This window comes from Granulicatella sp. (assembly GCF_057274575.1).
In genome coordinates, this window is record NZ_DBHISP010000003.1 from 98,773 (window position 1) to 119,217 (window position 20,445).

Consider the following 20,445-nt stretch of genomic DNA (forward strand, 5'->3'; position numbering starts at 1 on the left):
GATGGAATGAATGATTTAGCCTATTCAGGAGTGAATACGACCGTTCGTATTCTTGAACAGCAATTACTGTCCAAGGAACAATTGAATGGGATTCTCGTATCTAAATCCTTACAACAAGCATTAGAAGCCTTGCAAAAGACAAGTTATGAGGTAGATGTACAAGAAGTTCTCGAATCAAGACAGTTCGATCCAGTCTTAGATGCCCATTTGAAGCGCAACTATGATGAGGTATTAGAACTCATTCCAGATGCATCACTCCTTGATGTGTTCTCGATTCGTTACACTTACCATAATTTAAAAGTTCTTCTGAAATCGAAATTTTCTGGAAAAGACTTAAAGCATTTATGTGTTCCTTTAGGACGTTATTCTTTCGAAACCTTAAATCAATTAGTCGAAACTCAAGATTCACTTGATGTACCCGATATCATGATTGAAGGTGTCCGTGAAGCGTATGCCGATTTTGAAAACTTTGGTCGCTTAGAAGCGGCTGATGTATTTATGGATCGCTACTATTTCAAACATCTTCGACTCATCGACCGTACCATGAATCAAGAGGTCATCCATCAAATCGTGAACATTATGATTGATTTGGAAAATATCACCATCTTAATCCGTGCCACAAAGCAAAAACAATCACGCTCCTTCTTAATTGGGGTGTTGTCTAGCGAAGGAACAGTTGATAAGACATTATTAATCGACGAAGTGCTTGAAAAGGGCACAGAGGCTCTTATTGATCTTTATCGTCATGTTCCATACTATGACAAGATTGTGGCGATTTTAGAACAGGAAGAGCATCCAGTCTTTGCATTGGAATTATTAAAAGAAGAATTGATATATCACATTCTAGAAGAAGCGACTTTTGAACCATTTGGACCGCTGCCAAGTCTTGCGTATATTCATGCGTTAGAGATGGAAGTAAAAAACCTTCGTCTATTACTGGTTGGTGTGGACAATGAGTTTACCGAAGAACAATTAAGAGAAAGGATGCGACCAGTTTATGTCTCATAAAATTGCCGTAGTCGGCGACAAAGATTCCATCCTTCCTTTTAAAATTTTAGGGTTTGACGTGTATCCTTGCCATGAAGCGCAAAGTGCACGAAAGACGATTGATGAACTTGCTGGAGAGCAATTTGGGATTATTTATGTAACGGAAGCTATTGCTAGTCAAATTCCGGAAACGATTCGTCGTTATGATGCAGAAATTTCACCAGCCATCATTCTCATTCCAAACCATAAGGGCTCTTTAGGAATTGGAAAATCAAGAATTCAAGAAAATGTTGAAAAAGCGGTTGGACAAAACATCTTATAACCAACCAATCACTAAACTAAGGGAGGTACCTCAGTGAAGATCGGAAGAATCGTAAAAGTATCAGGTCCTCTTGTGACTGCTGAAGGAATGGAAGATGCGAATATTCAAGATATTTGTCGTGTAGGTCATCTAGGCCTTATCGGTGAAATCATCGAAATGCGTAAAGATATCGCATCCATTCAAGTGTATGAAGAAACTTCAGGAATTGGACCAGGAGAACCCGTTGAAACAACAGGGGAAGCATTATCTGTTGAATTAGCGCCAGGGATTGTATCTCAAATGTTTGATGGGATTCAACGTCCCCTCAATAAATTTAAAGAAGTATCACAAAGTGACTTCTTAGTCCGCGGAACAAACGTGGATCCTCTTGACCGTGAAAAAGTGTGGGAATTCTTTCCTACACTAGCAGTGGGTCAAGAAGTAGAAGCCGGAGACATTATCGGTTATGTACAAGAAACTAAAGTTGTACAACATAAAATCATGGTGCCTTTTGGCGTTAAAGGTAAATTAACGAAAGTGGAAGCTGGAAACTTCAAAATTGAAGATACAGTGTACCAAATTGAAACAGAATCAGGCGTACGTGATTTCAACTTAATCCAACGTTGGCCAGTACGTCGTGGCCGTCCATATAAAGTAAAGAAAAATACGGAAGTTCCAATGTTAACAGGACAACGTGTTATCGATACTTTCTTCCCGGTAACAAAAGGGGGAGCAGCAGCTGTACCAGGACCATTCGGAGCTGGTAAAACAGTGGTGCAACACCAAATCGCGAAATGGGCAGACGTAGATATCGTAGTATACGTAGGTTGTGGGGAACGTGGTAACGAAATGACAGACGTATTGAACGAATTCCCTGAATTGATTGACCCAACAACTGGCGAATCCATCATGGAACGTACGATCTTAATCGCCAACACTTCTAACATGCCGGTAGCTGCTCGTGAAGCGTCAATTTATACAGGAATCACGATTGCGGAATACTTCCGTGATATGGGATATAACGTAGCTATCATGGCAGACTCAACATCACGTTGGGCAGAAGCGCTTCGTGAAATGTCTGGACGTCTAGAAGAAATGCCAGGGGACGAAGGGTACCCAGCTTACTTAGGAAGCCGTATCGCAGAATACTACGAACGTGCAGGACGTGTTGAAACACTAGGAAGCGAAGGTCGTGAAGGGACGATTACAGCCATCGGTGCCGTATCACCTCCAGGGGGAGACACATCAGAACCAGTAACACAAAATACATTACGTGTAGCGAAAGTATTCTGGGGATTAGATGCAACATTGGCGCAAAAACGTCACTTCCCATCTATGAACTGGTTAACTTCATACTCATTGTATGACCCAGAAGTTGGTAAATACATGGATGAGAATGTGCATTCGAACTGGTCTGAATTTGTTCAACATGCAATGAACACATTACAAGAAGAAGCAAGCTTAGAAGAAATCGTTCGTTTAGTAGGTCTTGAATCATTATCTGAACGTGACCGTCTAACAATGACAATCGCGAAATCTCTTCGTGAAGACTTCTTACAACAAAACGCGTTTGACGATGTCGATACATTTACATCACGCGAAAAACAATATCGTATGTTAGAGCTCATCTTAACGTTTGAAAAAGAAGCTCGTAATGCGATGAAACTGGGTTCTTACTATGCGGAAATTATGGACGGAACAGAAGAAGTGCGTGACCGTATTGCTCGTTCTAAATATATTCCGGAAGCTGAAATTGCACGTTTTGAAGAGATTAAAGCTCAAATTAAATCAGATATCGAAAAAACAATTCAACATGGAGGGATGACACATGCTTAAAGAGTATCGTACGATTAGTGAAGTTGTTGGCCCTTTAATGATGGTTGAACAAGTCGAAGGCGTTAAATATGATGAGTTGGTTGAAATCCAATTACAAAATAGTGAATTACGTCATGGACAAGTATTGGAAGTAAACGAAGATAAAGCGATGGTTCAGATTTTCGAAGGACCAAGTGGAATCAACATTCGTGATACAAAAGTACGTTTCCGTGGTAAACCATTATCATTAAACGTATCTGAAGACATGATTGGTCGTATTTTTGATGGAATGGGGAACGTGATGGATAATGGTCCTGAAATCCTTCCAGAAGCGACTTTAGACGTAAACGGACAAGCGATTAACCCCGTTTCTCGTGACTATCCAGATGAATTTATCCAAACAGGGATTTCTGCCATTGACCACTTGAACACACTTGTTCGTGGACAAAAATTACCAGTATTTTCTGGTTCAGGGCTTCCTCACAAAGAGTTAGCGGCCCAAATCGCGCGTCAAGCGACTGTATTAAACAGTGACGAAAAATTCGCGGTAGTATTTGCTGCAATGGGGATTACCTTCGACGAAGCGGAATACTTCATGGAAGACTTCCGTAAGACAGGGGCGATTGACCGTTCAGTGATGTTCCTAAACTTAGCGAGCGACCCAGCGATTGAACGTATTGCGACTCCAAAAATCGCATTAACAACAGCTGAGTACTTAGCGTTTGAAAAAGGAATGCACGTACTGGTTATTATGACGGACATGACCAACTACTGTGAAGCGCTTCGTGAAATTTCAGCGGCTCGTCGTGAAGTTCCAGGACGTCGTGGATATCCAGGTTACTTATATACAAACCTTTCTACAATCTACGAACGCGCAGGACGTATCGTTGGGAAACCGGGATCTGTAACTCAAATTCCTATCCTTTCAATGCCAGAAGATGATATTACTCACCCAATCCCTGACTTAACAGGATACATTACAGAAGGACAAATTATTTTGGACCGTTCTCTTGATAAACAAGGGATTCAACCTCCAATTAACGTATTACCTTCGTTATCTCGTCTAAAAGATAAAGGATCAGGTGAAGGAAAAACTCGTAAGGACCACGCGCCAACGATGAACCAGTTATTCGCGGCTTATGCAACTGGTAAACAAGCTAAAGAACTTGCCGTTGTATTAGGGGAATCTGCATTATCGAAAACAGATAAGAAATATGTAGAATTCACTGAACGTTTCGAACGTGAATATGTTGGACAAGGCTTCTACAAGAACCGTTCTATTCAAGAAACACTTGATTTAGGATGGGAATTACTATCCATCTTACCGCGTACGGAATTAAAACGTATCAAGGACGAGTTATTAGATGAATTTCTTCCGAAAGGGGAGTGATTCCTTTGGCAAGATTGAACGTCAAACCAACTCGTATGGAATTAACGAAATTAAAACATCGTCTCGTTGTCTCAAAACGTGGGCATAAGCTCCTAAAAGATAAACAGGATGAGTTAATGCGTCAGTTCATCGAACTAATTCGAAAAAACAATGCGTTACGGGAGGCGGTCGAAGGTCGTCTTGTGGAAGGGATGAAGAGCTTCGTTCTTGCAAAAGCAACGTTGGAAGAAGCGTTTATCGAAGAACTTGTAGCGATTCCGCCACAAAGCGTATCCTTGGATCTTCAAGAAAAGAACATTATGAGTGTTTACGTTCCAGAAATGCATTTCACTGTGAAAGATGAAACGGAGGAAAGTGACTTTAAATATGGTTACTTAAATTCAAACAGTGAAATTGATGATTCTGTGGAACAAATCTCAAATGTGTTGAATGAACTGCTAGAATTAACAGAAATTGAAAAAACTTGTCAATTGCTAGCAGATGAAATCGAAAAAACAAGACGCCGTGTAAACGCCCTTGAATATCGATTAATCCCACAATTAGAAGAAACGATTTACTTTATCGAAATGAAGCTGGAAGAAAACGAGAGAGCAAGCATCACTCGTATTATGAAAGTAAAAGATATGGGACAAAAATAAAGGGTAAAGCTCTTAGCATTTCAAATGCTAAGAGCTTTTTATATATTTTTTAAAAGAAAGTTTAGAGAATATTTAAAAAGAGCAAAAAAGTACAAAAAAAGAGCAAAAACGTACATGTGCCTTATGATTCGAAGTGATAAAATATGGGTATGTAAACGCTTTACAAAAATAATAAGGAGGGTTATTATGCACAAAAAGGTTGATCATAATATGGAGAAGAGACAGCGCTTCTCTATTAGAAAGCTCACAGTAGGAACTTGTTCCGTTATTATTGGTGCTTTCTTTTTTGGAACATTTCAACCTGTTTCATCTAACGAGGCCAATGGAACAGAAGTAACTGAAACAGTAGTTGTAAATACGCCAAAAAACGATGCTGTGTCAAGTGGAGAGAGTAATTCTGGAGTTCAAGGTGCTGTAGAGAGTTCATTAGGTGAAAATCGCGAAGCAGCTCGAAATACGGAAGTAAAAAATGAATGGACATCTGTAAGTACAGTAAAGGGAAATGTTGAAATTATTGAAGAAGGTGGAGTTCGTTATAATAAATTAACATCTACTCTTCAAAATGATAATGGTGGACGAGAAGCTCTATTTGAAAAAGAAGGACTCCAAGTCGATGAGGAAGGGAACGTCACTATCGATTTAACTTTCAAAGCGAATTCTAATCCAGATCAAACTCGTTTTGGTGTGTACTTGAAGTATAAGGATAATGGAAACAATATTTTTGTTGGGTATGACAAAGGTGGATGGTTTTGGCAATATAAAGGGCCAAATGTAGATACATGGTACAGTAAAACACGTATTCCAGCTCCTGCTGCTGGAGTAGAAAATCGACTATCGATTTCTTATAAGAAAGATGGACAACTAAACGCTACTAATAATGGAGAAAGTTTATTTAGTACAGTTATTGTTCCAGAAGCCGTGAAAAACGCTTTGACTGATGTGAAAAAAGTGTATCTTAAGGCTGGAACTTGGGGAGAAGAATTAACGTCTGTATCTATAAAGACAGATAATCAGGCTAATGTTAAACCTGATAATGATAATAGTGGTGTTGTTAATGATGGGTTAGCAAGAAATGATCAAGATGTACGTTATGAAACCTTGCAATCTGAAGTATTAAAATCAATTATTGATACTGAATTTCCACGTGTAAAAGAATATGAACTAGATGGAAAAACATTAACAGGACAAGTTCAAAAAATTGATAAAGTATCCATTAATGGTGTTTTAGTAAAACCAGAAGTTCAATATCGAAAACTTAATAATTCAACTGCTGAGTATGTAATGACTCTTAAAAATGAAGAGGAATACATTGATGCAGAAATTACAGTCAAATTAGAGTTAGTTGGCAATGAAATGCATTTTGATGTTACCAAAATTGTCAATAAGAACAATGTTGAAATGGGTAAATCAATTGACAATGTCAAAAAGTTAATCCAAACAATCGAATTTCCAGGAAACACACTTGTTTCGGTAGGTTCTAATAAACAAGATGCAAAATTTGATGGAGCTCAGATGTCAACCAATACTCACGAAAGAGGAGATTACCATCTTGATTTGAAGACAGGAAAGATGAATGACTATGCATACGGATTTATGTATGGGTTCGTATCTTCTAATGAGTTATCTGCAGCAGTATGGAGTAATTCACAATTTACATACAGAGGAAATGATTTTGCACGCCTTACCACAGCTTTAGAACGAGTAGAAGGTGTAAACTATCTAGGAATACAAAGTTCACCATATTGGTATCAAAGAGCTTTCAATAATACAGTTTATCCAGAATATACATTAGAATTACCAAGTTCTAAAGTGGTAATCACTAAAGATTTGAATAAGGATAATGTAGTTGATTGGCAAGATAGTGCAATTGCATATCGAAGCATTATGAATAATCCAAAAGGAGCAGAATCTGTTCCGGATTTAGTGGCCTATCGTATTGCTATGAACTTTGCATCCCAAGCACAAAATCCATTCTTAATGACTTTAGATGGTATTAAGAAGATTAACTTGCATACAGATGGATTAGGGCAATCTGTTCTTCTTAAAGGATATGGAAGTGAAGGTCACGATTCAGGTCATTTGAACTATGCAGATATTGGAAAGAGAATAGGTGGAGTAGAAGACTTTAAGAAGCTTCTTGAAAGATCAAAAGAATATGGAGCTAAAATTGGTATTCACGTAAATGCTTCTGAAACGTATCCAGAATCAAAATATTTCAGCGAAGCAATCTTACGTAAAAACTCTGATGGAACATATATGTATGGTTGGAACTGGTTAGACCAAGGCATTAATATTGATGCAGCTTATGACCTAGCTCATAATCGTATTGAACGTTGGAAAGAATTAAGAGAAAAATTAGGCGATGGATTAGATTTCATTTATGTGGACGTTTGGGGAAATGGGCAATCTGGAGACAACTCTGCTTGGCCAACGCATGTACTAGCAAAAGAATTAAATTCTCAAGGTTGGAGAATGGCTATTGAATGGGGATTCGGTGCAGAATATGACTCTACATTCCAACATTGGGCTGCCGACTTAACTTACGGTGGTTATACTTTAAAAGGTATAAATTCAAATATTGTTCGTTTCATTCGGAACCATCAAAAAGATTCATGGGTAGGTGATTATCCAAGCTATGGTGGTGCTGCAAACTACCCACTTCTTGGTGGATACAATATGAAAGACTTTGAGGGTTGGCAAGGACGAAGCGACTATCAAGGGTATATTCGTAATCTGTTTGAGAGTAATGTAATGACGAAGTTCTTCCAACATTATAAAGTCACTAAATGGGTGAATGGTCAACCTGTATCGATGAGTGATAATGGTAAGAGTTATCAATGGACTCCAGAAATGGAAGTTCAACTTTCAGATGATAAAGGGAATGAAGTGAAGATTGTTCGTCAATCTAATGACCCAAATAGTGAAGATTACCGTAAACGTGTAACAACATTAAATGGACGGGTTATTGAAAATGGTGGAAGTTACTTAGTACCTTGGAATTGGGATGAAAATGGTAAACCTTTAACAGCTGATAAAGAAAAGATGTATCATTTCTCAAATAATACAGGAACTACTGAATGGACTCTTCCAGAAGACTGGAATGTTGAAAAAGTATATTTATATCGTTTAACAGACCAAGGAAAAGAAGATGTTGTTGAATTAACGGTGGGAGAAGGTCGAAAGATTCAAATTCAAGCAGAAGCATATCAACCATATGTACTTTATAAGACACCTCAACCGAAGAAAACAATGGTATGGAGTGAAGGTCTTCATATTAATGACCAAGGCTTCAATAGTGGTACTTTAAATCATTGGGAAAAAACAGGGGATGCTGAACATGCAGAAATCGTAAAATCTCAAGGTGCTAATGAAATGTTACGTATTCAAGGAAATAAACAACGAGTAACATTGAAACAAAAACTTACAGATTTAAAACCAAATACTAAATATGCAGTATACGTTGGTGTTGATAACCGAAGTGATGCTCGTGCAGATATTACGGTTCGTGTTGGCGGAAAAGCAATCTCGAACTACACGAATAAATCAATTGCGAAAAACTATGTACAAGCACATGCTCATAATACCTTAAGTAAGAATGCAACAGTAGATAACACAAGTTACTTCCAAAATATGTATGTGTACTTTACAACAGGTGATGATGTTTCAGATGTAACGTTGGAACTTGGACGTGATGCCGATGAAAATGCAACATATTTTGATGAAATTCGTGTGTTTGAAAACCAATCTACTATGTTTTCAGATGGACATGATTCTGGAAGTGGTAAATTTAAACAAAACTTTGAAGAGGTTCCTCAAGGAATTTTCCCATTCGTTGTAGGTGATGTTGAAGGGGTTCAAGACAACCGTACACACTTATCTGAAAAACATGAACCATATACGCAACGTGGTTGGAACGGTAAGAAAGTAAACGATGTTATTGATGGTAATTGGTCATTGAAGACAAATGGTTTATCCGGATATGACAAACTAGTTTATCAAACAATTCCTCAAAATTACAGATTTGAAGAGGGTAAGACCTATAAAGTAACATTTGAATACGAATCAGGTTCTAATGGAACTTACTCATTCGTAGTCGGAAATGGGGAAAATACTCGTCGTAGTAAATTAACAAAGTATGATTTAGAAAACACTTGGGAAAATTCTTCCACACCTAAGAAAGTAAGCTTCTATGTAACTGGAGAAAAAGGTGGTAACACTTGGATTGGTATCTTTTCAAATTCACGCGGAGCAGACACAAAGAGTGATACAAATAATAACGAAATTAATTTCAAAGGTTATAAAGATTTCATGCTTGATAATCTAGAAATTGAAGAAGTCACTCTAACTGGTAAATTGTTAATTGATGATGCCTTTGAAAAGAATACTCCTGTAGTTAATGGAAACTATAAATCAGAATCATTAAATGCCTATAAAGATGCTGTTTCTGCATTAATAGAAGCCTCTGATGATATTAGTGTTGAAGACGCAAAAGCATTAATTAAAAAAGTAGATGAAGCTAGAGAAGCTCTTGAAGTAAAACGTAGTATGCCAGATTGGGATGATATTACAGATGTAGATGCTCCATATGAACAATCTGATAATCCATGGTATGCATTTGATAATAATACAAATTCATTGTGGCATACCCCTTATGGAGTAGATAGTTTAGGGCGACCATTAACTGTAACCTTCAATAAACCACTTGAGTCTACTCGATTTGAATACGTTCCACGTCAATCTGGCTCAAACGGACGAGCTATGAGTGGAAGTTTAACAGTGATTGACGAAAATGACAAAGAACATCATTTCAGTTTCCAAGGTTGGAGAAACAATGCTCAAACAAAAGTAATCAAATTTGATACTCCAATTAAAGTGAAGAAGGCAATCTTTACTGCAAATGAAACTTACGGGGACTATGGACATATTTCTGCTGCAGAATTACGCTTTGTTTTACCTGTAGAAGAAGATGTTCCTGTTGATGAAACAGCTTTAAATGAAGAAATTGCTCGAGTAAGTAAAATAAATCGTAAAGATGCTAAAGAATTCTTAGAAGCAACTTTAGCTTACAAAGAAGGTTTAGTGGAATACAATCTATTAACTCCGAATGCAGTCAATAGAATCGTGGAGTCGTTGAAGACGATAAAAGAATCTGAAGACACAAAACCGGAACCAGATCCAAAACCAGATCCAAAACCAGATCCAGATCCAAAACCAGATCCAGATCCAAAACCAGATCCAAAACCAGATCCAGATCCAAAACCAGATCCAAAACCAGATCCAGATCCAAAACCAGATCCAAAACCGGATCCAGATCCAAAAATAGAGTTACCTCTATATGAAACTGAGGGAGTCAAAGTAACCTTAAATGCAGATAAAACGATTGCTAAATTTGAGGATGAAAATGGAGATACTCCTGTGTCTGTGGAAGTAGCTACGAAATATCTAGATAAAGGCATTAAGATGCTTAAAGTAGAAAAAGTAAATGAAAATATTAAAGGTATTGAAGGTAAAGAATACCAAGCTTATGAAATTACTTTTGTGGATAAAAATGGAAACGTAGTTGCTGTCAATGGACCTGCAAAAGTGACATTCCCTGTAGATAAAGAAGTGGAAAACGCATATTTTGTCAATAGTGATACAAAAGAAATTGTTAATACTGTAAAATTCTCCGCTGGAGAAGATAAAGTAGTTACATTAGAAGTAGAACACTTCAGCTTATATGCAGTGTCATTCAAGACTGGGGATAGCCAAACACCATCAACTTCTGAAACAGAAGTAACTACTAGCAATACAGCGTCAACTACTCAACAAGTAGTGGACAATGAAACAAGTAAAGATTCATTACCAGATACTGGTGTGAGAGATTCGACATTAGGACTTGTTGGAGCAATCCTTGCTGCTATTGGTGGGGTAGGTTTACTCAAGATAAGAAAAGAAAAAAGAGATAAGGAAAGTATGAAATAAAGATTTGCAAAAATTGACTTAACATTTTCTGCAATAAAAATAGTCTGCCCTCAAACCGGTTCACAATGTGAGCCGGTTTTCTCCTTTAAAAAAAGCAAAATGTTGCAAAATCATTTGAAATAGCGTAAAATTTATCTATTCAATGAAGAGAACAACTTGTGTAAATATACTTTGTAGAGAGCCGATTGTAGGTGGAAGGTTGGCAGTCCCTGTTTATAGCGAGAATCATCTCTTGGAAACTTTTCTGAAATACATGATAGATTAAGAAGGGTCGCTTAAATGGCGTTAACAATTTACCTAGGCAAATGAATTTCATTTGTAAATATGGGTGGTACCGCGGAATCGATTTCGCCCCTGCTGTTTGCAGGGGCTTTTTTATGTTTTTAGGAAAATGATTGTAAAAGAAGTCTAAATAAGGAGGAAAATTGATGAAAATGAAGGAAACCTTACAAATTGGGAAAACAGAATTTCCAATGCGTGGGAACTTACCAACAAAAGAAGTAGAATACCAAAAGGAATGGGAAGAAGCGGATGTTTACGGACAACGTCAAGCGAAGAATGAAGGGAAACCATCATTCGTTCTTCATGACGGCCCACCTTATGCTAATGGTGCGGTACATATGGGACATGCCTTAAATAAAATTTCTAAGGACTTCATTGTTCGTAGTAAATCAATGAGCGGATTCCGTGCACCGTATGTACCAGGGTGGGATACACATGGGCTACCAATCGAGCAAGCTCTTGCGAATGCTGAAGGGGTTGACCGTAAAAAATTATCGATTGCTGAATTCCGTAAATTATGTGCGGAATACGCATTGCGTCAAGTGGACAACCAACGTGCTGAATTTAAACGTTTAGGGGTTACAGGCACATGGGATAATCCGTACCTAACACTTCAACCTGAATTCGAAGCAGAACAAATCCGCGTATTTGGTAAAATGGCTGAAAATGGCTATATTTACAAAGGATTAAAACCAATTTACTGGTCTCCATCAAGTGAATCTTCACTGGCGGAAGCTGAAATTGAATATAAAGACGTAGAAAGCCCATCTATTTATGTGGCGTTCAAAGTGAAAGACGGAAAAGGTGTTGTTTCAGAAGATGCATCATTCGTTATTTGGACAACAACTCCTTGGACCCTTCCTGCAAACTTAGGAATCTTCGTGCATCCTGACTATGAATATGTAGAAGTGAAAACTGATAAAGGAAACTTTGTCGTAGCGAAAGAATTAGTAAACTCACTTGCTGAAACACTAGGTTGGAAATCTGTTGAAGTATTAAAAGAATTCCGCGGTACTGAATTGGAATATGTGACAGCATGGCATCCATTCTATGAACGTGAATCTCTTGTAATGGTTGGAGACTATGTAACACTTGATGCAGGGACTGGTTTAGTTCACTCAGCTCCTGGACACGGGGAAGACGACTATTACTACTCACGTAAATATAATTTAGATGTATTGTCACCAGTGGACAACCAAGGACACTATACTGCAGAAGCTCCTGGTTTTGAAGGAATGTTCTATGCTAAAGCAAACAAAGTCATCACAGACCTATTAGCTGAAAATGGTTCATTATTAAACCTAAGCTATTTCGTGCATAGCTATCCACATGACTGGAGAACGAAGAAACCAGTTATCTTCCGTGCAACTCCACAATGGTTTGCGTCAATTGAAGCCTTCCGTCAAGATATCTTAGATGTGATTGAAAATGATGTGAAATGGTACCACCCATCAGGACAAGTACGTATTTACAACATGGTTCGTGACCGTGGCGACTGGGTTATCTCTCGTCAACGTGTATGGGGAGTTCCACTTCCTGTATTCTATGGTGAGAACGGTGAGCCAATTATCACTCCAGAAACAATTGAACATGTTGCAAAATTAGTGGAAGAATTCGGTTCTGACGTATGGTTTGAGCGTGAAGCAAAAGACCTATTACCAGAAGGATTCAGACATCCAAGCAGTCCAAATGGCACATTTACAAAAGAAATGGACATCATGGACGTATGGTTCGACTCAGGTAGCTCACATGCTGGTGTATTAAGCATTCGTCCAGAATTAACTTTCCCCGCTGATTTATACTTAGAAGGATCAGACCAATACCGTGGATGGTTCAACTCAAGTTTAACAACAAGTGTAGCGGTTCATAAGAAAGCTCCATATAAAGCAGTTCTTTCTCAAGGGTTCGTAATGGACGGAGAAGGGAAGAAGATGAGTAAATCCCTCGGAAACGTCATCTCACCTGCAAAAGAAATGCAAACAAAAGGGGCAGACATTATCCGTCTATGGGTATCTTCTGTGGACTACGAATCAGACGTACGTATCAGTACTGAAATTTTAAATCAAGTATCTGAAGCCTACCGTAAGATCCGTAACACAATGCGCTTTATGTTAGCAAACACTACGGACTTCGAACCATCTAAACATGCTGTAGCGTTTAAAGACCTACGTACTGTTGACCAATATATGATGATTCGTTTCAATGATGTTGTGAAGACAATTGAAGCAGCGTATGAAAAATATGAATTCTCAACAATTTATCAAACAGTTATGAACTTCTGTACTGTTGATTTATCACAATTCTACTTAGACTTTGCTAAAGACGTTGTGTATATCGAACACGAAAATAACTACGAACGTCGTGCAATGCAAACAGTGATTTACGATATCCTAGTGAAATTAACGAAATTACTAAGCCCAATTTTAGTTCACACGAGTGAAGAAGTTTGGAAATACTTGAAGGAAGAAGAAGCTTATGTTCAATTAGCTGATTTCCCAACAGTAGGAAGCTACGAAAATACAGAAGAAGTATTAGCACAATGGGCTGAATTCTTCAAAGTTCGTAACACTGCTTTGAAAGCTTTAGAAGAAGCTCGTAACGAGAAATTAATCGGTAAGAACTTCGAAGCAAAAGTAACGCTATATCCATCTAATGAAGTTCGTACTTTATTAGAAGGCTTAAACACGAATGTAGCTCAATTATTCATCGTCAGTGAATTAGAAGTGGCTGCAGAAGGAGTTGAAGCTCCAGCGAATGCTGTTGAAGGCGAAGGCGTGAAAGTGATGGTTGAACATGCTAAAGGTGAAACATGCGAACGTTGCCGTGCTGTGAAGATTGAAGTGGGAACATTAGAAGATGCTCCAACTTTATGTAATCGTTGTGCATCAATTGTACGTGAATACTTCCCTGAAGCGTTGGTTCCAGAAGCAGAATAACAAAATTTAACTGAGTCGAAGAAATTCGGCTCAGTTTTTTTGAATAAAAATCATATAAAAATCGGCCTTAAGTACCATGTTTAACAAATGAAGAATGATACAATAATGCTATAAGGAGGGAATGTCATGAAACAGTGGTTTAGACTAGCAAAATTGGCCTTTTTTATCTTGTTAACGTTTAGGTTGGCAGATTATGTGGATGGCTCAATGAAAAAAGGAATAGTAGTATCTATTGTATTACTTGCCATTTTCTTTTTTGTTCTATTTCCTCGAGAGATGGAGGTTCAATCATTTTTTGAAAAAACAAAGAAACCTTTGAAAAAAACTTCTACTAAAGTACAAGAAAGGTATGAACAATCTGGACTTTCCAAACAAGATATTGAGTATTTTAGACAAAAAATGGCGGTCGTAAAAGATCAAATCAACGAAATTGAGGACAATATCCAAGGATATACAAAACTCAGAATTATTGCGAATCGCTATAATACTTCAATAACAATGAAGGATTATTTTAGAGAGCTTGTGGCAAATCCAGAAAAGTTACCAGATGCGGATTTGTTTGTGCATACTTGTGTGCCTTCGTTAAAAGAAATGACAACAGCCTACCGGAAGATGAGTGAACAACCTGTTAAAGGTAGTGAAACTTATCAAACGTTGCAAGAATTGGCTGAAAAGATTGAACTCACCTGTGAGAAGTTAGAAGAAGATTATTTACATTTTCAAGAAGATAGAATTCAAGATTCTGAAGCAGAGATGGACTATGTCTCTCGAAAGATTCTAGAAAAAGGTAAAGGAGCAAAATAAAATGACAGAAGAAAAAACTAGCATGGTAGATGCCCTCATTCAAAATCCCTTTGGTGAGGATGTTGTGAAAAATACAAGTTTACAAGATGTTTCAGCTGATTTTCCACAAGAACAAGTGGAACCACAAAAGGCTTTGGTGGATTCATTGCCCGAGAAACAACAAGAACAAGCTCGAGCTTTAGCGAAACAAATCGATGAAAAGAATATGCAAGCTATTATTAGTTATGGTGCGGGAGCTCAAAAGCAATTGGGGGAGTTTTCACACTCAATGCTTGCCCATGTTCAAAATAAAGATACTGGAGAAATTGGAGATACATTAAATGAGTTGATGATGTGCCTCAATGAGACCAATCCACAAGATTTAGTGGCGGAGGATTCTAATATTTTCCGTAAAATTTTTGGACGTGTGAAGAAATCTATTTATGAAATGCAATCGAAATATCAAGAAGTTGGATCGCAAGTAGATAAGATTGCTGTGAAACTTGACCATGAAAAAAATGGCTTATTAAATGATAATTTATCTCTTGAACAGCTCTATCAACGAAATAAAGAATTTTTTGAAGCATTAAGTATATATATTGCTGCAGGGGAATTGAAAATTGAAGAAATGCAACAACAATTAATTCCTGAAGCCATGAAGAAAGCACAAGAAACAGGAGATCAAATGGACGTACAAACCGTTAACGATTTGCATCAGTTCCTTGATCGTTTGGAAAAAAGAAATCATGACTTGAAATTAACTCGTCAGATGACGATTCAACAAGCACCACAAATTCGCTTAATTCAAAATACGAATCAAACATTGGCAGAAAAAATTCAATCTTCTATTACAACAACGATTCCTTTATGGAAAAATCAAATTGCGATTGCAATGACGTTACTTCGTCAAAAAGATGCTGTTACGGCTCAACGACAAGTGTCTGAAACGACGAACCAATTAATTCAAAAGAATTCAGAAATGTTGAAAATTTCGACGATTGAAACAGCTCGTGAAAATGAACGAGGTATTATCGATTTAGAAACACTTCAAAAGACACAACAAGACTTAATTGATACTTTAGAAGAAACAATTTTGATTCAACAAGAAGGAAGACAAAAACGTAGAAAAGCGGAGTATGAATTGTCTCAAATGGAGCAAGAACTTCGAGAAAATCTATTAATACTAAGTCAAAAAGAGAAACGTATCAATCAATAAATAACGGATTCGGTTAAGCAAAAAATCTTTACTTACTTATTTCTTTCGGATGAAATAAGTAGGTAAAGATTTTTATTTTTCAGCTAAGTATCCATATATTTCACTATATGACAAATGCTTAACAAAATGATAAAGTCTGCCTTGAACCTTGATATTTTCTCTAACATTATTTAAAATAGGACGAAAGGAAAAAAATTATTTAATGAGGTGAGAAAATGCACGTATGGGTTGTAGTTCTAGCGTTATTAGCATTAGCAGTATTTTTCTTATTCATTTCACTATTCTTAAAGGATAATCAAAATGAAGAAGAAATCGATGAATTAGCAGAAGGGTTATTAGAATTAAACCGTGAAGTATATTCATTAAAGAAAAAAATTCAAGAATTAGAAGGAACAACTGTGTATAAAGGACCATCAGTTGAGCCAACATATGAGGAAGTTCGTGCTGCAAAAACAGCAGAAGTTCATGTGGCTGAAGAAACAGTTGTAGAGGAAGTTCAAGAAACGACTCCTGTTGAAGAAGAAGTAACTACAGTAGAAGAAGTTTCTGTAGAAGAATCTGGTCGTCTACATAATGTAACTAAACAGCAAATTATTACATTATTTAGCCATGGAAATTCAGTAGAAACAATTTCTGAGCAATTAAATGTACCTGTTTCAACAGTACAATTAGTGATTGATAATTATTTTGAAGCAGATGCGAAATAAGGAGGAAGAAGAACATGAGTAAAACGAAATTTCGTTCTTTAGGAATGGGCTTCTTAGTAGCAGCGTTAATTTTAGCATTGGTAACAGTGATTTGGCCATTAGTTCCACAATCATTGAAAAGCCAATTAGATGGAGTGAATTTGCCAATCGTTACTGAAGGAGCAAATGAAGCGAGCTATAAAGCCGCTTACGAATCTTTATTAGCTGAAAAAGAATCAAGTAGTAAAGCATCAACAACAAGTGCTTCAGCTACGACTCAAGCTTCAACTACAGAAGCAGCAACTACAGCGTCTTCAACTCCGGTATCGATTACAGTAGAAGAAGGCGAATCATCGAATGATGTTGCTGAAACATTAGCAAAAGCGGGATTGATTAAGAGTGCAAAAGAATTTGTTGATTACTTAACAACTAATAATATTGATGAAAATATCTGGACTGGTACTTTTGAGATTAAACCAGGAAGCTCTTATGAAGAAATTGCTCGTGCTATTGGTGCGTTACGTTAATAAGAATGATAAAGATGCTACAGTCGATTGACTGTAGTATTTTTTGTTAAAAATTAAATCTTTCTGAAAATTAAATGAAAACTATGGTACAATGGGAGTACGATTTTAGAAAGTGAAGTGAGAGTATGATTGAAAGAAGTCAAGTAGACGTAAATCAAACATGGGATTTAACGCTTTTATTTGAAACAGAAGAAGTTTTTAATAAAGCGTTAAAAGAATTGAAAGAGAAAGTAGACGCATTTCAAAAGAAATATGAAGGAAACATTTCTACTGCTGAGTTGGTGAATGAAGGCTTAGTAACTTATCGAGAATTGTTAGAAATCCGTGGGAAACTTTCTACTTATTGCAATCTTGCAGTTAGTGCCAACACAAAAGATAAAGAAGCGCAAACACGTGCTGCACAAACACGTACAGTGTTAGCTGGATTAGACGCCAAGTTAAGTTTCTTTGAATCAGAATTAAGCCAAATGGATGATGCAGTGTTAGAAGAAGCACGCTTGAATAAAGAAGATGCCTTATATATTGAACGTCTCTTAGAAGATAAGAAACATTTATTATCAAAAGACGTGGAAGCAACGTTAGCAGCTCTTGGAAATACATTAGATGCTGGCTACCAAGCCTATAACGATATCAAGTTCAAAGACATGCATTTCCCAGCAGTCGAAGCAGACGGACAAGCGATTCCGATGACATACAACAGCTTTGAAGGCCGTATGCAATCTGAACTAAATACAGCGATTCGTCGTGAAGCGTTCAAAGTATTTAGCGACACATTACGCAAATACCAACACAGTACAGCTTCAGCGTATAACACACAAATTCAAAAAGAAAAAACAATGGCAACATTGCGTGGTTTCGATTCAGTGTTTGACTACTTATTAGATCGTCAAAAAGTTTCTCGTGAATTATACGACCGTCAAATCGATGTCATCATGGAAGAATTAGCGCCACATATGCGTAAATTCGCACGCCTATTGAAAGAAATCTATCAATTAGACGAAGTACGCTATGAAGACTTGAAACTAGAAGTGGATCCAACATATGCAGCCAAAGTAACATATGACGAAGCAAAACAATACATCTTAGAAGGATTAGAACCATTAGGGGAAGGTTACCTCAAGATTATGAAGGAAGCCTTCGATAACCATTGGATTGACTACGCTGAAACAATTGGTAAACGAACAGGTGCGTTCTGTTCATCACCTTATGGGGCAAATTCATTTATCTTAATGTTCTTTACAGAAGATATGAATGACTGCATGACGCTAGCGCATGAATTAGGACACGCAGGGCACTTCCAATTAGCGTACAAAAACCAAAATATCTTAGATGGTCGTCCAAGTATGTACTTTGTCGAAGCACCATCTACAACAAATGAGTTACTTGTGGAATTCTACTTGAAGAATAAAGCAGGAGATGACCTACGTATGAAACGTTGGATTATTTCTCAAATGGTCGCAAAAACTTACTACCACAACTTTGTGACCCACTTATTAGAAGCGTACTTCCAACGCGAAGTATACCGCTTAGTGGACGCAGGTAAGAGTTTAGACGCAGATACGTTAAACGATTTATTCAGAGAAACATTGGCTAAATTCTGGGGATCAGAAGTGGTTCTTACAGAAGGGGCAGAGTTAACCTGGATGCGTCAACCGCATTATTACATGGGGCTTTATTCTTACACTTACTCAGCAGGTTTAACCATCGGTACACAAGTGGCGAAAATGATTCAAAAAGATTCAAGTGTCGCAAACACTTGGGTGGAAGTCTTGAAGATGGGCGGAACAAAGAGCGCAGAAGAGCTTGCAAAAATTGCAGGCGTGGATGTTTCAACAGATGCACCGCTGAAAGATACGATTGCAACAATCGGCGGTTTAATCGACGAAATCGTAGACATTACAAAACAATTGAATGCATAAAAATAAAGGTCAGCATTTTTTGCTGACCTTTTTGCGTTTATTTTTATTGATTAGACTTAGAGACAATCAGTTGAACAGATCCTTTAACCTGGAGTGTAGGTGTTCCGGAAGGAAGAATAAAGGAATCTGCTTTTTCAATTTGGTACTGTGTTCCGTCGACTGTGAGTGTACCTTTTCCGTCTAACACCGTTACAAGGTGATAAGTAGAAGAGAGTGCATCACTGTAGTCACCGTCAATATCGTATTTCCAAACGGTAAAGAACTTGTTTTCCACAAAAGTTGTTCTTGTTCCAGTGTCCGTTGACACCACTTGTTTGTTGGTTGTTGGGACACTATGCGGAATCGACGTCACGTCTTTTGTTTGTTGAATATGCAGTGGGCGAGGGTTTCCAGCATCGTCGGTGCGGTTGTAGTCATAGACGCGATAAGTCGTATCTGAATTTTGTTGCGTCTCAAGAATCACAATACCGCCTCCAATGGCGTGAATCGTTCCACTTGGAACATCGAAGAAGTCTCCAGCCTTAACAGGAACTTCGGTAAATAAATCACTCCAAGCTTCATTGTCGATTTTCTCTGCAAATTCTTCAGGAGTCATTGCCGTATGTCCGTAGACAATTTTTGCGCCTGGCTCTGCTTGTACCACATACCAGCATTCATTTTTCCCGTATTCGCCTTCGTGTTCCAAAGCATATTCGTCATCTGGATGCACTTGAATCGATAAGTCGTCAGAAGCATCTAGCAACTTAATGAGAAGAGGGAAGCTTGCCAATTGTTGCCCATTAAAGAGTTCTGGATGTGTTTTATAGAGTTCATCTAAGCCTAGTCCTGTGAATTCAGCAGGGCTTTTGATGGTTGAAATTCCATTGGGATGCGCGCTAATAATCCACGCTTCACCGGTCTTGTCAGAAGGGAGAGTGAAGTTAAACAGCGAATGTAATTTTGTCCCACCCCAAATTTTCTCTTGCAGTACAGCATTTAAAAAGATTGGTTTTGTCATAATG

12 protein-coding genes, 1 pseudogene and 1 other annotated feature are annotated in these 20,445 nt (G+C 37.6%); of the genes and pseudogenes, 12 read left to right on the top strand and 1 reads right to left on the bottom strand.

Going from position 1 to position 20,445, the window contains the following annotated elements:
- Positions 1-6: 6 nt before the first annotated feature.
- From ACO5V7_RS02805 to pepF, 12 genes and pseudogenes are all read left to right on the top strand, one after another.
- Positions 7-1,008: a V-type ATPase subunit gene (locus ACO5V7_RS02805; RefSeq protein ID WP_288294995.1), complete on the top strand. Its 1,002-nt coding sequence runs from the start codon at positions 7-9 to the stop codon at positions 1,006-1,008.
- The gene (locus ACO5V7_RS02810; RefSeq protein ID WP_298647877.1) at positions 998-1,309 is read left to right on the top strand and encodes a V-type ATP synthase subunit F; all 312 of its coding nucleotides are present in this window, start codon (positions 998-1,000) and stop codon (positions 1,307-1,309) included. The genes ACO5V7_RS02805 and ACO5V7_RS02810 overlap by 11 nt, the downstream gene beginning before the upstream one ends.
- A 33-nt stretch (positions 1,310-1,342) precedes the next feature.
- Positions 1,343-3,124, top strand: coding sequence for a V-type ATP synthase subunit A (locus ACO5V7_RS02815; protein WP_485484958.1), 1,782 nt, complete (start codon positions 1,343-1,345; stop codon positions 3,122-3,124).
- Complete coding sequence (locus ACO5V7_RS02820) at positions 3,117-4,493, top strand: V-type ATP synthase subunit B (RefSeq protein ID WP_485484959.1); 1,377 nt, start codon at positions 3,117-3,119, stop codon at positions 4,491-4,493. The genes ACO5V7_RS02815 and ACO5V7_RS02820 overlap by 8 nt, the downstream gene beginning before the upstream one ends.
- Before the next feature lie 5 nt (positions 4,494-4,498).
- The gene (locus ACO5V7_RS02825) at positions 4,499-5,131 is read left to right on the top strand and encodes a V-type ATP synthase subunit D (RefSeq protein ID WP_298647886.1); all 633 of its coding nucleotides are present in this window, start codon (positions 4,499-4,501) and stop codon (positions 5,129-5,131) included.
- A 222-nt stretch (positions 5,132-5,353) separates the two neighbouring features.
- A pseudogene (locus ACO5V7_RS02830) lies at positions 5,354-11,095 on the top strand (endo-alpha-N-acetylgalactosaminidase family protein); the annotation flags it as partial.
- Positions 11,096-11,228: 133 nt separating this feature from the next.
- Positions 11,229-11,454: a binding site (T-box leader), on the top strand.
- Positions 11,455-11,523: 69 nt separating this feature from the next.
- A complete protein-coding gene (gene ileS, locus ACO5V7_RS02835; RefSeq protein WP_485484960.1) occupies positions 11,524-14,313 on the top strand; it encodes an isoleucine--tRNA ligase in 2,790 nt (929 codons plus the stop codon).
- A gap of 126 nt (positions 14,314-14,439) precedes the next feature.
- Positions 14,440-15,117, top strand: coding sequence for a 5-bromo-4-chloroindolyl phosphate hydrolysis family protein (locus ACO5V7_RS02840; protein WP_298647213.1), 678 nt, complete (start codon positions 14,440-14,442; stop codon positions 15,115-15,117).
- 1 nt (position 15,118) lies between these two features.
- A complete protein-coding gene (locus tag ACO5V7_RS02845; protein ID WP_485484961.1) occupies positions 15,119-16,312 on the top strand; it encodes a toxic anion resistance protein in 1,194 nt (397 codons plus the stop codon).
- A gap of 215 nt (positions 16,313-16,527) precedes the next feature.
- Positions 16,528-17,019 (top strand): helix-turn-helix domain-containing protein, encoded by a 492-nt coding sequence (locus ACO5V7_RS02850; RefSeq protein ID WP_485484962.1) that lies wholly within the window; start codon positions 16,528-16,530, stop codon positions 17,017-17,019.
- Between the two features lie 14 nt (positions 17,020-17,033).
- On the top strand, positions 17,034-17,525 hold the full coding sequence (locus ACO5V7_RS02855) for an endolytic transglycosylase MltG (protein WP_485484963.1): 492 nt from the start codon (positions 17,034-17,036) through the stop codon (positions 17,523-17,525).
- A gap of 125 nt (positions 17,526-17,650) precedes the next feature.
- Complete coding sequence (gene pepF, locus ACO5V7_RS02860; protein ID WP_485484964.1) at positions 17,651-19,444, top strand: oligoendopeptidase F; 1,794 nt, start codon at positions 17,651-17,653, stop codon at positions 19,442-19,444.
- 43 nt (positions 19,445-19,487) lie between these two features.
- On the opposite strand, the gene ACO5V7_RS02865 is transcribed toward pepF, so the two are convergent.
- Positions 19,488-20,441, bottom strand: a complete 954-nt coding sequence (locus ACO5V7_RS02865) for a type I phosphomannose isomerase catalytic subunit (RefSeq protein WP_485484965.1) — start codon at positions 20,439-20,441, stop codon at positions 19,488-19,490.
- Positions 20,442-20,445: the final 4 nt, after the last annotated feature.